General features: G+C 56.7%; 12 protein-coding genes. 7 read left to right on the plus strand and 5 right to left on the minus strand.

Going from position 1 to position 14,962, the window contains the following annotated elements; all coding sequences use genetic code 11:
• Window positions 1-228 precede the first annotated feature (228 nt).
• On the minus strand, window positions 229-1,419 hold the full coding sequence (locus NML54_RS06710; RefSeq protein ID WP_254756872.1) for a Fic family protein: 1,191 nt from the start codon (window positions 1,417-1,419) through the stop codon (window positions 229-231).
• 345 nt (window positions 1,420-1,764) lie between these two features.
• Window positions 1,765-3,225, minus strand: a complete 1,461-nt coding sequence (locus NML54_RS06715; RefSeq protein WP_254756874.1) for a peptide MFS transporter — start codon at window positions 3,223-3,225, stop codon at window positions 1,765-1,767.
• Between the two features lie 310 nt (window positions 3,226-3,535).
• On the opposite strand from NML54_RS06715, the gene NML54_RS06720 reads away from it, so the two are divergent.
• The 6 genes from NML54_RS06720 (at window position 3,536) to NML54_RS06745 (ending at window position 9,638) form a co-directional block, all read left to right on the plus strand.
• Window positions 3,536-3,868, plus strand: coding sequence for a rhodanese-like domain-containing protein (locus NML54_RS06720; RefSeq protein WP_049350220.1), 333 nt, complete (start codon window positions 3,536-3,538; stop codon window positions 3,866-3,868).
• Window positions 3,869-3,895: 27 nt separating this feature from the next.
• Entirely contained in the window at window positions 3,896-5,497 is a 1,602-nt protein-coding gene (gene pabB / locus NML54_RS06725) for an aminodeoxychorismate synthase component I (protein WP_254756876.1), read from the plus strand.
• Between the two features lie 65 nt (window positions 5,498-5,562).
• On the plus strand, window positions 5,563-6,144 hold the full coding sequence (gene pyrE / locus NML54_RS06730) for an orotate phosphoribosyltransferase (protein ID WP_005504234.1): 582 nt from the start codon (window positions 5,563-5,565) through the stop codon (window positions 6,142-6,144).
• A gap of 114 nt (window positions 6,145-6,258) precedes the next feature.
• Entirely contained in the window at window positions 6,259-7,029 is a 771-nt protein-coding gene (locus NML54_RS06735) for a TrmH family RNA methyltransferase (RefSeq protein WP_254756878.1), read from the plus strand.
• Between the two features lie 866 nt (window positions 7,030-7,895).
• Window positions 7,896-8,729 (plus strand): hypothetical protein, encoded by an 834-nt coding sequence (locus NML54_RS06740; RefSeq protein ID WP_254756880.1) that lies wholly within the window; start codon window positions 7,896-7,898, stop codon window positions 8,727-8,729.
• Between the two features lie 102 nt (window positions 8,730-8,831).
• Complete coding sequence (locus tag NML54_RS06745) at window positions 8,832-9,638, plus strand: hypothetical protein (RefSeq protein ID WP_254756882.1); 807 nt, start codon at window positions 8,832-8,834, stop codon at window positions 9,636-9,638.
• Window positions 9,639-9,868: 230 nt separating this feature from the next.
• Here NML54_RS06745 and ocd read toward each other — a convergent pair whose 3' ends face one another.
• The 3 genes from ocd to NML54_RS06760 form a co-directional block, all read right to left on the minus strand.
• Window positions 9,869-10,921, minus strand: coding sequence for an ornithine cyclodeaminase (gene ocd / locus NML54_RS06750; RefSeq protein ID WP_005504242.1), 1,053 nt, complete (start codon window positions 10,919-10,921; stop codon window positions 9,869-9,871).
• Window positions 10,922-11,206: 285 nt separating this feature from the next.
• Window positions 11,207-12,808: an amino acid permease gene (locus NML54_RS06755; RefSeq protein WP_254756884.1), complete on the minus strand. Its 1,602-nt coding sequence runs from the start codon at window positions 12,806-12,808 to the stop codon at window positions 11,207-11,209.
• Between the two features lie 306 nt (window positions 12,809-13,114).
• Complete coding sequence (locus NML54_RS06760; protein ID WP_254756886.1) at window positions 13,115-13,501, minus strand: cobalamin ABC transporter ATPase; 387 nt, start codon at window positions 13,499-13,501, stop codon at window positions 13,115-13,117.
• A gap of 263 nt (window positions 13,502-13,764) precedes the next feature.
• Between NML54_RS06760 and fbaA the strand changes: the two genes are divergently transcribed.
• Window positions 13,765-14,790 carry a class II fructose-bisphosphate aldolase gene (gene fbaA / locus NML54_RS06765; protein WP_012902702.1) on the plus strand — a complete coding sequence of 342 codons (1,026 nt, stop codon included), beginning with the start codon at window positions 13,765-13,767 and terminating at the stop codon, window positions 14,788-14,790.
• Window positions 14,791-14,962: the final 172 nt, after the last annotated feature.

The raw sequence follows: 14,962 nt of genomic DNA on the forward strand, positions 1-14,962 counted from the left end.
AGGGTTGAAAGGTTGTGCCGGAAGGTTTTCCGGCTCGTTCTGGATTCACCTTAGACCTGTGGTTGAGGGCTGTCTAGTAGATTTCTGTTCGTGGCTTAATGCGTCCTTTTTGACTCTATTTTCTGTCATGCGCGTTCATGCGGAGACATAAATCGTCACAGTTCCGCGCGCGGGAACCTGCCTACGGCCGCAGAATTTTCGCGCGGGTTATCGAACCCGATGGCGCATCTATCCGCGTCGTCCTGCTCGTGCCGCGAAGTCGTCGAGGGCGTGGTTGAGGGCGGGAACAGTCCACACTTTTTGCCCCTGAATTTTGACGCGTTCTTCACGCAGAATCTGTAGCTCCACCATGCGGTTGAGGAGGCGGTACACGCTGGCACGGGACCCCTGCGTGTGCTCCTCCATCATGTGTGCAGTGAAGGCGGGCTCGGTGCAGCACAGGTTGGCGAGGGAGTGCAGGAGAGAGGTTTTACGCTGGGCAATGGACAGCACCTCATCGCGCAGGGTTTCAATATCTTGCGCCAGGATTTCTGCGTTGGTGATTGCCTTCTGCGCGGCGTCGATGAAGAGCTCGATGATGGGCTCAGCATCGCCTGCACGGTAGTCGGTGAGCGCCTGAATGTATCCTTTGGTGTCGTGCAACAGACCTGAGGATATAGGAAGAATGATATGCGGGGTAACTCCTCGGGCTCGCAGGAGTGAGGAAACGAGTGCGCGACCGGTTCTGCCGTTGCCGTCAGTGAAGGGGTGGATTGTCTCAAATTGGGCGTGCGCAATCGCCGCCTGTGCGATGGGATTGATATCGCTGCGGTTCATGAAGTCTACGAGGTCTTCGAGGTCGGCGGGAACCCTCTCGTGGTGCGGTGCCACATAGTCTGCGGCCACGGGTGAATCACCCTTAATCCACACCCACTGGGTACGGATTACACCGGAGTCCTGCTGCAGGCCGCGAGTCAGTTCGCGGTGCATCGCCAGGATGTTGTCGATGCTAATGTTTTCTGCGGTGTCCAAAGCTGTGCGCATCGCGTAAACATTGCGTGCCACCAGCTGGGCGTTAATGCCCACTTTCGACCCGCTTGCACCCAGGACAGCCAGTGAGAGCCTGCGTGCGCTAACGGTGAGGTTTTCAATCTGTGAGCTGGAGGCGGATTCGCCGCGCAGAAGAACCGCGGAGAAGGGGATGCCGCCGATGTGGTGGAGCCGCTCATCGAAGCGGGTTATTGCGGTGGCGTTCTCTTGGAGGCGCGCTCGCAGTGCGGGGCTGAGTTCGACGTTGAGTGCGGCAATGGAGGCGGGTACGGCGCTGGAGAAGGTGCCGGAGTTGCGGCGCGTTGCGCGTCGGGAGGCGAGGGCATCGCGGTGAACCCAGGGGGTTTGCGGCTCCCATGTGAGAGCGGGCCAGGTGATGGCTGAGGGCATGGTTCCTCCTCCCTCCTCCTCTTCATCGGTGTCGTCTTGCTGGTCGTATGGGGGGTCTTAATAAGACAATACACTTCGATTTTCTTATTAAGGCGCTTAATAAGAAAATCCGCGCGGATTTTCTCATTAAGGAAAACGCCCCGAATACCCCTAAACCCGCCCCTCCTGAACCTCCCTTCAATATTCCGGCGCTCCGGCTGCCGGGGGCATACACCAGTGCGTACAGCAAGGGCCCCGAACCCTTGGTAATTCAAGGATTCGGGGCCCTAACCTATATACGCTCGCCTATACACGCTCACGCCGCCTGAAACAGCGAGTCAGCAGCGCAGGCAAGTAACTTTGTGGCTACTTCACGCCGCGCATCATCTTCTGAACCGGCTTGTGCACCAGGAACAGCAGCACACCGGTCGCGATGGTGATAATGCCCATCCAGGTGAAGTAGGGAACTTCAGTTTCCATGCTGTAGAACTGGGCCAGCCAGCCGGAAAGCACGGTACCCATTGCCACGGAGGTGAAGTACAGCGCCATCATGTTCACGCGGTGCGCCTTCGGTGCGAGCTTGGTCGCCAGCGAAATACCCACCGGGGAAATAATCAGCTCGGCGATAGTGCAGACGAACAGGATCAGCACAATCCAGCCGACGTTTACGCTCTGAACGCCCGCCTGAGCAAGGAAGATCCAGAACGCCAGGCCAATAATAATCAGCGCTGCGGAGAACTTCACGGTGGTCACCGGCTGACGCTCACCCCACTTGGTCCACAGGGCGGAGAACAGCATGCCGAAGATAATGATGAAGATCGGGTTGATGGAGTTGACCAGGTTCGGGCTCAGCTCCATGCCCAGAATGTTCCAGTTCAGGCGCTCATCCGAGTACACCGCCATGACGGTGAACTGCTGCTGGTACAGTGCCCAGAACACGGAGTTTGCAATCCACAGGGGGATGAATGCGGTGACGCGGGAACGCTCATCAGCGGTGACGTCCTTGGCGCTCAGCAGCTGAGCAAACAGGGCGATAGCGCCGATGAAGATAAAGCCCATGACCCAGTTCTTGAGGTTGTCTGCGGTCATCAGGCCGGTCGCCAGCAGGATACCGAGAACGACCACGATGCCGACCAGTGCCAGGTAGAAGTTACGCTTCTGGGTGCTGGTGAAGGGGGTTGCCACATGGTGTACGGAGGCGGGCAGGTTCTTGCGGGTCAGCGAGTACTGAATCAGGCCTGCAGCCATACCGACAGCGGCCAGTGCGAAGCCGAGGTGGAAACCGCCGACGCTCCAACCCCAACCGGTCAGGATAGGGCCAATCAGTGCACCGGTGTTCACGCCGATGTAGAAGATGGTGAAGCCTGCGTCACGGCGGTGGTCGTTATCTGCGTAGAGGGAGCCGACCAGCACGGAGGCGTTACTCTTCAAACCACCGGAGCCGATAGCGACCAGCAGCAGACCAAGCACCACGCCCGGCACGCCGGGGATGAGGGAGAGGGAGATGTGACCCGCCATGATGCCGATAGCGGAGTAGAAGAGGGTACGCTCGGGGCCGAGGAGGCGGTCACCGAGGATGCCGCCAAGAATTGCCATGAGGTACACGATTGCACCGTACGCACCGATAACACCGGTGGCGAGGGTCTGGTCGAGACCCAGGCCGCCCTTGTCGGCGGTGTAGTACAGGTAGTAGATCATGATGCCCTGCATGCCGTAGAAGGAGAAGCGCTCCCACATTTCTACGGTGAACAGGTTCGCGAGCATGCGCGGGTGGCCGAAGAAGGTCTTGGTTTCCTTGGGTTCGGCACCTGTGATGGTGTGAGACATGGTGGTAATTCTTTTCTGTGCAAGCCCGGGGTTCTGTGTGACCCGGGCAATATGTGTTTAAGTCTATACCCTTATGGGTGCATATGTATACATGTGATGTTCATATATTTCAAAGATTGAACTATCAACCAGTGCATGAAAAACCATTTCGATTTTTTCGTATGCACCATTTTCGAATCTCACAAACCCCCAAATACCGGGCTAGATGCGCCCCACACCCCCAAAGCGATAGAGTGGAACCACAACTATGCCCACCCGGCACCCCACCGTGCCGACCGGCTCGTCCTCATTCAATTCAAAGGAGAACCCCATGACTGCTGTACCCCAGGTCGACCCCCGCGACGTTCCCGCAGGCGCAACCATCATCGACGTGCGTGAAGACTACGAGTGGGAGGGCGGCCACGCCACCGGCGCCAAGCACATCACCCTCGGCACCATCGCTGAGCGTCTGGCAGAACTGCCCGCACCCGGCGAAGACTTCTACGTCATCTGTCACGGCGGCGGCCGTTCGAACCGCGCGGCAACCTTCCTGCGCGAGCACGGCTACGCCGCACACAACATTGCGGGCGGCACCAGCGCGTGGTTCGCTGCCGGTCTGCCGATGACCAGCGAAAACGGCGAAGCACCCGCAGTCGTTCACTAAACCAACGGTTCGCCTGCACGCCATACAATGGAGTCCGTGACTGAAACTTCCGCGGACCGTATTTTTACCCCGAACGCTCCCGCTTCTGCGTCCCCTCATGCCCTGCAGAGTATTCTGCAGAGCATCCCGTGGGATGCGCAGACGCGGGAGCTTGCCGTGCGCCCGCTGCCTTTCGCGGTGAACTGCGAGGAGGCATACCCGCTGCTGACCGGTGGCGCCGAGTATTCCTTCTGGCTGGATTCGGCGCGCGAGGAGTCGCCCATGTCGGTCGCCTCGTATGTGGGTGTGGTCCCGGTGCAACTGTCGCCCCTGCGCGTGGATTCGGTGCGTACGGCGGCTGAGTCTGGCGGGGAAGACCCCTTCGTCCAGCTGGAGGCGGCGCTCGCCTGCGCCCCGCGCGTGCACCCGGATACCGCGGCGGCAACCGGGCTGCCCGCGGGTTTGCGTGGCGGTTACGTGGGCTATTTCGGCTATGAGGCGCGTGCCGCTATGGGCATGGAGCACGACCACCCGGTGCCGGGCTATCTGCCGGCGCATGAGGCGCCGACCCCGGATTCTCTGTGGTTGCCGGCGGTCCGCTACCTGGTGCATGAGCATGCCCGCCCGGGGGCTGCGGCGTGTAGCTGGCTGGTGGGCGATGAGTTGTGGTGTGAGGCGGCGGAGCGGTTGCTGAGCGAGGCCCTGACTCCGGTGCTGAGCGTGGCGCTGACTCCGGCGGGGGAGCGCGCCTCCGAAAATACTCCTGACAACGCCCCTGATAGTGCCCCTGAGCTCGCCGAGCTGCTGCTCTTCCCGGCACCCGCCGCAGAAGCCTACATGGACGCCGTTCGTGCTAGTCAGCACGAAATTTACGAGGGTAACAGCTACGAGGTGTGCCTGACCGCGCAGACGAACGCACGCATCCAGAATCCGAGCCCGGAGCTTTTCTTTGAGCTGTACCGCCGCCAGCGCACCCACAATGCGGCACCCTATGCGGCGTATCTGCGGTGCGGTGATTTTTCGGTGCTTTCTTCTTCGCCGGAGCGTTTTTTGAGCGTGGATACGCACCGCAACGCCCAGACGAAGCCGATTAAGGGTACGGTGCCGCGCGGCGCCACCCCGGAAGAAGATGCCGCAGCGGCGGCATGGTTGCGTACCGATGAGAAGACCCGCGCCGAAAACCTCATGATCGTGGATTTGCTGCGTAATGACCTGTCCACGGTGTCTGACCCGGCGTCTGTGCGCGTGCCCGTGCTTATGGGCGTGGAGAGCTATTCGACGGTGCATCAGCTGGTGTCTACGGTCAGTTCGCGTCTGCGTGAGGGTGTGAGCGCGGTGGCTGCCGCGCGGGCGTGCTTCCCGGGTGGTTCGATGACGGGTGCGCCGAAGCCTTCGACCATGCAGATTATTGAGCGCCTGGAGGGTCGCGCTCGCGGCGTGTATTCGGGTGCTCTGGGCTTTGTGTCGGCGGATGGTTCGGCGAACCTGTCGATTGTAATTCGTACGCTCGTGGCGCACGATGAGGGCACGGTGACTCTTGCCGCCGGTGGCGCGGTGGTTGCTGATTCGGATCCTGCCGCCGAGTATGAGGAGATGCTGACGAAGTTGCGTGCTGCGTTGCCGCCGTCGGTGGGTCGCGTGGTGGAATAACCTAGCGCTGGAATAGTGCAGGGAATAGCCTGCGCCGCCTGCACGTGAGCCGCTACACTTGAACTATGACTAAGCTTTCTGAAAACCTCCCCATTGAAGAAGCCCGTGAACGCCTGCGCCAGCTGATTATGGAGCTGGCTGTGGTGCGCGGGCACGTGGTCCTCGCCTCCGGCAAGGAAGCCGACTACTATGTTGACCTGCGCCGCATCACCCTGCACCACGAGGCTTCTCGCCTGGTCGGTCAGGTCATGCTGGACCTGCTGGATAAGAACGGCATCGAGTTTGAGGCTGCTGGCGGTCTGACCATGGGTGCTGACCCGGTGGGTACCGCGATTATGCGTGCCGCTGGCGATCAGGACCGTGCGATTGACGCGTTTGTGGTGCGTAAGGCTCAGAAGTCTTACGGCATGGGCCGTCAGGTGGAGGGCCCGAGCGTTGAGGGTCGCCGCGTGGTTGCTGTTGAGGACACCTCCACGACCGGTGGTTCTGCGCTGACTGCTGTTGAGGCGCTGCGTAAGGCTGGCGCTGAGGTTGTGGCGGTTGCTGTGATTGTTGACCGTGCGACCGGCGCTAAGGAGCATGTGGAAGAGGTTGCGGGCGTTCCGTGCCTGTACGCGTACTCGAAGGATGAGCTGGGCCTGGACTAGTCTCTACTGGCTTGGACTAGGATTTCGTGAATTTTTAAGACGTTCCGCTGCGGCGGGTGAACCCGTGTCGCTGGCTACTGTGTGTGGCTGGTGGCGCGGGTTTTTGTCTGTAAGATGGCTCTGTGGGCGCCGGTCGTGGCGCTGGTTGTTGGCGTGAAGGTGGTTGTGATGGTTGAGAATCGTGAGGCGGCTGAGGCTGTACCTGCGGAGGCTGTGCCTGCGGAGGCGGCTGTAGCTGAGGCTGTTGAGGGCACTGAGCAGGGTACTGCTCGTTTTGAGGTGGGTGTGGGTCCGTGGGAGGGTCCGTGGCCTGAGGGGGACCATTGGGATGAGGAGCTGCTGCGTGAGGGTGACCGCCGTAACGTGGTGGATAAGTACCGTTACTGGTCGATGGACGCGATTATTGCTGACCTGGATACGCGCCGCCATGATTTTCATGTGGCGATTGAGAATTGGCAGCATGATTTGAATATTGGCACGGTGGTGCGTACTGCGAATGCGATGTTGGCGAAGGAGGTCCATATTATTGGGCGTCGCCGTTGGAATCGTCGTGGTGCGATGGTGACGGATCGTTATCAGCATGTGCGTCATCATCCGACGATTGAGGATTTTGTGGCGTGGGCGCAGGGTGAGGGTCTGGAGGTTATTGGTATTGATATTTTTCCGGATTCGGTGCCCCTGGAGACGTATGATCTGCCGAAGAAGTGTGTGCTGGTTTTTGGGCAGGAGGGCCCGGGTTTGTCGGAGGAGCTGCATGCGGCGGCTAGGGATACTCTGTCGATTGAGCAGTTTGGGTCGACGCGTTCGATGAATGCGGCGACGGCTGCGGGTATTGCGATGCATGCGTGGGTTCGCCGCCATGTGTTTGGCCAGATTCCGTCGTAGTTTGGCGGCTGTTTGTTAGGTGTTTAAAGGTTCCGGTGCGTTGCGTGTGCGTCGGAACCTTTTTTGTTGGGGGTTTTTATTGGGGATTGGGTGATTTTTTGTTTGGGTGGGGTGTTGAGTTTTTCACATGAATGTGGATACCCATGGGGTTTGGTTCGTTGTTTGTGGTGGGGTTGTGTGATGTTATCTGGATTTTTTGTCTTGTAAATGTAGTAAATAATATTTGAATATATCTAAAGTGGGTAAATCACATATTATCACATAAGTGATTTAGGTCACCAAATAAATAGTCTAGGTGTGCTAGTGTTAATTCAAGTCACAGGGAATATGAGAATCGCACTCTCAATTTCAGTTTGGGGCATGCGAGATTTCCTGGCTTCGGCTCGCTAATGGTTGCGGGTTGTGGGTATGAATGACCGCGGCGTCATTCTTTTGAAAGGAGATTCTGATGAGGATCTTTAATAAGTCTCTTGCTGTTGCGGCCTGTGTGGCTGCGGTGACTTTCGGGGCGGTAGCACCTCCGGCACATGCGGGTGTTACTTTCTATTCGGACGCAAATTTCCTTGGGTCCCGCATGTACACCTGGACTAACCCTCATCTGGGATGGATGAGCGACCGTGCATCTTCATTGCATTCTGATGGGTGCCGGTGGCGCTATTACGAAGACAGCTACTATGCGGGTCGCAGGTTTGAATCTTCTTCCGACCTCAACTATCTTCGCGGTCTAAGCCATGCGGGTCTCCATTGGGGTGAGACCTGGGATGACCGAATTAGCTCCGTTATGTATGTGTATTGCTAAGTGAATGGTGCTAGAGAGACAAGATGCTTTCCAGCTTTAAGTTTCTCGTCCACTCTGAAAGGAGGGTGTGATCTTGCATAAAAGTAGTGCATTCACAATCACTGCCCTAGTAGGCGCGCTTTTGCTATCTTCATGTGCTCAGGGAGGTGCCTCAAATTCTGAATATAAAGCCAAGCTCGATTACCCGAATAATTTGATTACTCTTCCCCTGGATGAGTATGACTATGACGATGCGTCAAGGGCTGTAATTAGTGAGGCGACCGCCCGTATCCTGCAAATATGTTACGTAGCTAAGGGATACTCTGATGCTGTCCCTGCGTTCTCTGGTGATCAGAACAGCAATATATATGGTGCCTGGAATGTTGAATATGCCAAGAAGTATGGATATTTCAATGAAGAAAAGGCTCGAGAGGGCGCGCAGACAGCAGAGAAAATACCGGCAGATATTAGGCAGCAATGTCGTAAAGAAAATGCCAATCAGCTGAAAGAAATTGAATACGAGAATGACAATGACTCTTTCGCTTACCGGCTTAGACAGGAAGCCTACGCGAGTGCGAAAAGTAATCCGGAATGGAATAAAGTTCGCTCTGAATGGTGGAGCTGCCTAGAGAGCAATGGGCTAACACCACGCAAGGGTGACCATGAGTGGACTAGTCAAGAGACGCTCAATATTGACCTAAGTTCTAAGAGTGAGGAGGAAAAAACTCAAGAAGCGATTCGCCTCGCAACGGTTGAAGCGGAATGTAACCAGAAGGTGGGTATGGCTCAGCGTTTGGGTGATATTGAAGCGTCCTATCAGGGGCCTCTCATTGAGAAGAATCAGGCGCAGCTCAACCAATTGAAAGAAGAGAAAGAAAAGCATGTGGCGAAGGCGCGTGAAATTATCGCAACTAGTCAATAACACATTCTGTTTGAACTGAACAGTACAACTAATAATTGTGATGGAGGAGCCCAATGTTTGTGGGCTCCTCCTGACTTTCCCGATTGAAAGGAGTCGGTAACAATGAAGAAATCTGCTGCTCTGTTCGCCTGCTTTGCTTTAGCTTTAAGTTCCTGCGCCGCTACGCCTAAAGATACTAGCCTCAAAGCCCAACTGGATTTTGAAAATAACTATATTACTCTTCCGCTCGACGAATACGACATGAGTGACCAGGCCGAAGATATAACGGTTAGGGCGTCATTGTTGATTCTTAAAGAGTGCTATGCGAAAAAAGGATACAATTTTGAAATCCTAGAAAACGGCTGGGTTTCTGGCAACGCCTCCCAGTACGGCTCCTGGAACGTGAAGCATGCGGCGAATCATTATACGTCCAGCAAAGTCAGAGAAGAGCAGTCTAGGATTTATGAGAGCATCCCTGAAGATGTCAAGGCCAGCTGCCGCGAAGAGCATCGGGAAGAACTGGATGCGCTCAAGTTTGATGAGGAAAAGTACCGCCCTGTCGGTCGTATCAGTGGCGAAGCGTACCAGCGTGCGCAGGGTGACCCTGAATGGAAGAAAGCCCGCTCAGATTGGTGGGACTGTCAGCGTGAGAAAGGGTTGACGCCTCGCACCGGGGACGGTGAATGGACGAGCAAAGAATCGGCCAATCTGAATGCTGATGATCCCAAAATGTTGGAGGAGAAGATCCGCCTGGCGATCATTGAAGCTCAATGTAGTGAGAAGGTGAGGCTGGCTCAGCGTTTGGGTGATCTTGAGGCGTCCTATCAGGGTCCTTTGATTGAGAAGAATCAGGCGTTGCTCAACCAGCTGAAAGAAGAGAAAGAAAAGCATGTGGCGAGGGCGCGTGAAATTATCGCCACCCACCAGTAGCCGCACCCGCTGAAGGGTAGAACGGGTGAACCAGCCGCAGAATGCTCACAAGTTACCCATAAGAAAATCCGCGCACAAGAATCCGTGCATACGAAAATTTCACAAGAAGGAGCCGGGGAGTGTCACCACTCCCCGGCCCTCACTTTATTCACTCTCAACCTCGCAGCCCATGCTGGCGCACCTACAGGCCCGCCAGCTCAAGGCCACTCAGCGTCAGGTTACTTAGCCCTTTAGCCCACCGGAACGTTAACGTTCACCAGCGAGTACAGATCCTTCGGATCATCCGGGCTAGCAACCAGGTCAATGAACTGCTGCAGGTCGGTGTCCTGCGTAGCCGCACGGGCATAACGCAGACCCGAGAAGTCAGCAATCGCGAAGCCCACCGAATCAAACAGGGTAATCTGCTCGTCCGACACGCGGCCCGGCTCCTCACCGGTCAGAACCTTCCAGAACTCCACCACGGGGAAGTCCGGGTCCTTCTGCTGAATCTCGCCCTCAATGCGGGTCTGCGGCGGGAACTCAACGAACACGGTGGAGCGGTCCAGAATTTCGCTTTCCAGCTCAGTCTTGCCGGGGCAGTCGCCACCAATAGCGTTCAGGTGCACGCCGGGCTTCACCTGGCGGTCCAGCAGAACCTTCGCCTGCTGCTTATCGGCGGTGCAGGTGGTAATAATGTCTGCACCCTCAACAGCCTCGTCCACGTCCTTAGCCAGGTGGATGCGGAAGCCCAGCGGCTCCAGGTTACGGCGGAACTTCTCCATCGCGTGCGGATCAACGTCGTAGACGGACAGGTCCTCAATGCCGAGCACCGCGCGCATACCCAGCGCCTGGAACTCAGACTGCGAGCCGGTACCAATCATCGCCATCTTCTTCGAATCCTTGCGTGCCAGGTGCTTAGCAACCATGGCGGACACGCCAGCGGTACGCAGCGCGGTCAGCAGGGTCATCTCAGCCAGGAACACCGGGTAGCCGTTGTCCACGTCAGCGAGCAGACCGAACGCGGTCACAGTCTGGAAGCCGCGTGCCGGGTTGGAGGGGTGGCCGTTCACGTACTTGAAGGAGTAGGTGATGTTGTCGGAGGTGGGCATCAGCTCAATCACACCGAAGGGGGTGTGGGAAGCGACGCGCGGGATCTTGTCGAAGCTCTGCCACTTCTTGAAGTCTTCTTCGAGGAAGTCGACCATGCCGGCAATGATGTTGCCTACGCCGTCCTTCTGAATCCACTTCGCCATCGAGGCGACATCAACAAATTCCACCGCGTGTGCGCTAGGACGTTCAGTCATGATTTTCTCCTTTGAATATCTGCACAAAACTTCTTTGTGCATCTGGTGGTCACTGCGGATATCTATTATCTCAAAATATATTGCAGGACACGCCGTATTAGAAATGCTGTAGATATGTACTTTGTTTTATGTATTACACGGATGTAATACGGAAGCGAACACGAAAAGACGTGCAGGGAGGGGGATCTAGAACTCCTGGAACCTACGGGCTAGGGTCTAGAACCCCCCTCATCGCCTTCACCGGGATTTCACTGGGATATCACGGAATCGGAGGCTACCGTCGGGTTAGTTGCCCTTCGGCTTGTCCTCGTCCTCAAGGTCCAGTTCACCCAGGTCAATGTGGGTACGAGGCTCCGAAATGAGCTTCTTCACCACAGGACGGGCAGCAATCACAGGCACGGAACCGGTGTAGCCTTCACGGACGCGAGCAATCTCGTTGACGCGCTCACGAACCGTGTACCAGCCGATAATCAGCAGCGGGATAACCACCAGCAGCGATGCCAGGGTGTAAGTACCCACCGGGTAATCCAGAGCCATCAGCACCAGCACAACAGCGAGGAACACCATCACAGCCCAGTCGCTGAAGCGACCGCCGGGTGCGCGGTAGTTGGGGCGCTTGTACTTGCCCTCACCGACCAACTTCAGGTACTTCTGGTGCGACATTGCGATAGCTGCCCAGCTAGCCATGGTGCCCACGGATGCGATGTTCAGCACGACCTCGAACGCCTGCTCGGGAACGAAGAAGTTCAGCACAACGCCGAAGAGGCCAACCACACCGGTCAGCAGAATACCTGCCACCGGAACGCCGGAGCGGGACACCTTGGTGGTGAACTTCGGTGCCGAACCTGCAACACCCATCGAGTGGAGGATACGGCCGGTGGAGTACAGGCCAGCGTTCAGTGAGGAAGCAGCCGCAGTAATAACGACCAGCTGCATAATCGGTGCGGTACCGTCAATGCCGATAGCGTCGAAGAAGGTCACGAACGGCGACTCTGCATCCTTGTATGCGGTGTAGGGCATGAGCAGGCAGAGCAGAACCACGGAACCAACGTAGAAGATCGCGATACGCCAGATCACGGTGTTGATAGCGCGGGGGATAACCTTCTCAACGTTCTTGGTTTCACCACTGGTGGTGCCGACCAGCTCAATACCGGCGTAGGCGAACACAACACCCTGAACCACGATAAGAGCGGGAAGAATACCGTTGGGGAAGAAGCCGTCATTGGCTGCAATAAGGCTCAGGCCGGGGGTGACGCCGTTGATGGGTTCACCGAAGATCAGGTACCAGATACCTACCGCCATGAAGGACAGCAGGGCAAGAATCTTAATGAGTGCGAACCAGAATTCCAGCTCACCGAAGAGCTTCACGGAGATGAGGTTCAAAGCAACGGTGACAACAACAACGATGAATGCGCTGAGCCACTGGGGAATATCTGCGAAGAACTGGTTGTATCGACCGAACCAGCTGATGTAGATAGCGATAGCGGTGGCGTCTGCAACGGCGGTCATTGCCCAGTTCAGCCAGTACAGCCATCCGGATACGAATGCGGCCTTTTCGCCGTAGAATTCGCGGGTGTAGGAGACGAAGGAACCCGAGGAGGGGCGGTGAAGGATCAGCTCGCCGAGGGCTCGAAGGATCAGGTAGCCGAAGAAGCCGATGACGGCGTAGATGACGGCGAGCATGGGGCCAGCGTCCTGCAGGCGGCTACCGGTGCCCAGGAATAGGCCGGTACCAATAGCGGAACCGATGGCAATCATCTGGAGCTGACGTGCGCCAAGCCCCTTGTGGAAGCCTTCCTGCTCGTGTGCGAACGGGTCGTCTGTGGGGGGCTTAGTGTACTGATCCGCTGCAGAAGTCTGCGGGTTCTTGTTCGGTAAGGTGCTCACGCTATACCTCCTTGGATAGTTATGTCTGAAGCACGTGCTGCACGAAATGTGGTTAGGAACACGTCTGCGGTTTGTAACGACTATAGCACGGCAATTTAGGTAAATATAACTCACATCACGTAATAATTTATATACATATAATGCATATCTTATGAATATATTTGGTTCATGTTGTATCGTGTGTTTTTCATTGTTTTGTGAAATAGATTAATTGAACCTCGAGTCCAAAAAATCAATTACCCCACCACCGTGCAGCACAAGAGCACCCACAACGGGGTGCTCTCACAACCTATTCAAAACGGGGACTTAGCCCTCCATCAGGTAATCAATCTTCGCCCGCAACGCGCGCTCACGACGATTCAACCACCACCAGCTCGGCCAACGCATCAACGACTTACGGCCCACCTGCACGACCGAGGGGAGCTTCGCCTCCGCAAGCGCCACATCAATCTCGTGGTCACTCGCGCCCTCATCACGCATTTTCTCCATCATCTCAAGGGATTTCGCCATATCGCCATGCCCCAAAACATGCCGACTCTTACGCTCCAGAACCTCATCCAACTGCGCGCGCACCGGTGCAATAGCCGCCGCATTCCGATGCTCACGCTCAGCACGACGCTGCTCCTGGCGGGCACGCTTCTCACGCTTCGCATCGAGCTGTTTCGGATTATTTTTAGCGCTCGCCTTGCTCATGGGAGGGTCCTTTCGTCGCGTCTGGGTGATGTGTACGCTGGCCTGCACGCACAGAAGACATCAAGTCATTAACACCTCTACTTTACCGCGGTATTTCGCGGAAATTTCGCTGCTGTAAACCCAAAAAAACCCACAAAAAATTAACGATAAATAAGTTGTATCTTGGTAAAATAGTGTGAGTAGGAGGCGTCTCGCGCGCCAACAAAATATGGTGAACCGGCCCAACATCGGTAACCGGTCGCATCTATCCAAGGAGTCAGCATATGGCTATTGCAACCCCCGAAGTTTACGCAGAAATGCTGCAGACCGCGAAGGAAAAGGGCTTCGCGTACCCCGCAGTGAACGTGACCTCCTCCCAGACCCTGAACGCTGCTATCCGCGGCTTCGCAGAGGCTGGCTCGGACGGCATCATCCAGGCATCCACCGGTGGTGCAGCATACTGGTCCGGCGCTTCCAAGAAGGACATGGTCGTTGGCTCCCTGGCCTTCGCAGCATACGCACGCGAAGTTGCTAAGCAGTACGATGTGAACATTGCACTGCACACCGACCACTGCCCCAAGGACAAGCTGGAAGGCTTCGTCCTGCCCCTGCTGGCAGAGTCCGAGAAGGCTGTTGCTCGCGGTGAAGACCCCATCTTCAACTCCCACATGTGGGACGGCTCCGCAATCGACCTGGACGAGAACCTGAAGATCGCTGCTGAGCTGATCGAGCGTACCTCCAAGGCAAAGCTCGTTCTCGAGGTTGAGATTGGTGCTGTTGGTGGCGAGGAAGACGGCGTTGAAGGCGCTATCGACGACTCCCTGTACACCACCGTTGCAGACGCAATCAAGACCGTTGAGGCAATCGGCCTGGGCGAGAAGGGCACCTACATGGCTGCTCTGACCTTCGGTAACGTTCACGGCGTGTACAAGCCCGGTAACGTTCACCTGCGCCCCGAGCTGCTCAAGGAAATCCAGACCGAGGTCGGCGCTAAGTACGGCAAGGGCGACAAGCCCTTCTACCTGGTCTTCCACGGCGGCTCCGGCTCCACCGAGCAGGAGATTGCAGACGCAGTGTCCTACGGTGTTATCAAGATGAACATCGACACCGACACCCAGTACGCATTCACCCGCCCCGTTGCTGGCCACATGTTCAGCAACTACGACGGTGTGCTGAAGGTTGACGGCGAGGTCGGCAACAAGAAGACCTACGACCCCCGCGTTTGGGGTGCAGCTGCAGAGGCAGGCATGGCCGCACGCGTGGTCGAGGCTTGCCAGCAGCTCGGTTCCGTCGGTACCTCCATCAAGTAAGGTACTGTTCGCCCGCCGCAGCTCCCGTAGGTGCTGCCGGGTGTGAACCTAAGCTTCATTAAACGAAAGCGGTGCCCGCTTCCTCATCAAGAGGAGGCGGGGAACGCGCTTTGGGATGTTGTTTATGACCCGGCGGGCCGGGCGCGCAATTCCGGCCGGGGGGGGGTTAAAT

It is taken from the genome of Rothia gullae, from assembly GCF_024294905.1.
GTDB lineage: Bacteria > Actinomycetota > Actinomycetes > Actinomycetales > Micrococcaceae > Rothia.

Bases quoted from the DNA above. Each gene is read 5' to 3' on its own strand.
- NML54_RS06710 (WP_254756872.1), bottom strand. From the start codon at position 1,419: ATGCCCTCAGCCATCACCTGGCCCGCTCTCACATGGGAGCCGCAAACC.
- NML54_RS06715 (WP_254756874.1), bottom strand. From the start codon at position 3,225: ATGTCTCACACCATCACAGGTGCCGAACCCAAGGAAACCAAGACCTTC.
- NML54_RS06720 (WP_049350220.1), top strand. From the start codon at position 3,536: ATGACTGCTGTACCCCAGGTCGACCCCCGCGACGTTCCCGCAGGCGCA.
- pabB (WP_254756876.1), top strand. From the start codon at position 3,896: ATGGAGTCCGTGACTGAAACTTCCGCGGACCGTATTTTTACCCCGAAC.
- pyrE (WP_005504234.1), top strand. From the start codon at position 5,563: ATGACTAAGCTTTCTGAAAACCTCCCCATTGAAGAAGCCCGTGAACGC.
- NML54_RS06735 (WP_254756878.1), top strand. From the start codon at position 6,259: ATGGCTCTGTGGGCGCCGGTCGTGGCGCTGGTTGTTGGCGTGAAGGTG.
- NML54_RS06745 (WP_254756882.1), top strand. From the start codon at position 8,832: ATGAAGAAATCTGCTGCTCTGTTCGCCTGCTTTGCTTTAGCTTTAAGT.
- ocd (WP_005504242.1), bottom strand. From the start codon at position 10,921: ATGACTGAACGTCCTAGCGCACACGCGGTGGAATTTGTTGATGTCGCC.
- NML54_RS06760 (WP_254756886.1), bottom strand. From the start codon at position 13,501: ATGAGCAAGGCGAGCGCTAAAAATAATCCGAAACAGCTCGATGCGAAG.
- fbaA (WP_012902702.1), top strand. From the start codon at position 13,765: ATGGCTATTGCAACCCCCGAAGTTTACGCAGAAATGCTGCAGACCGCG.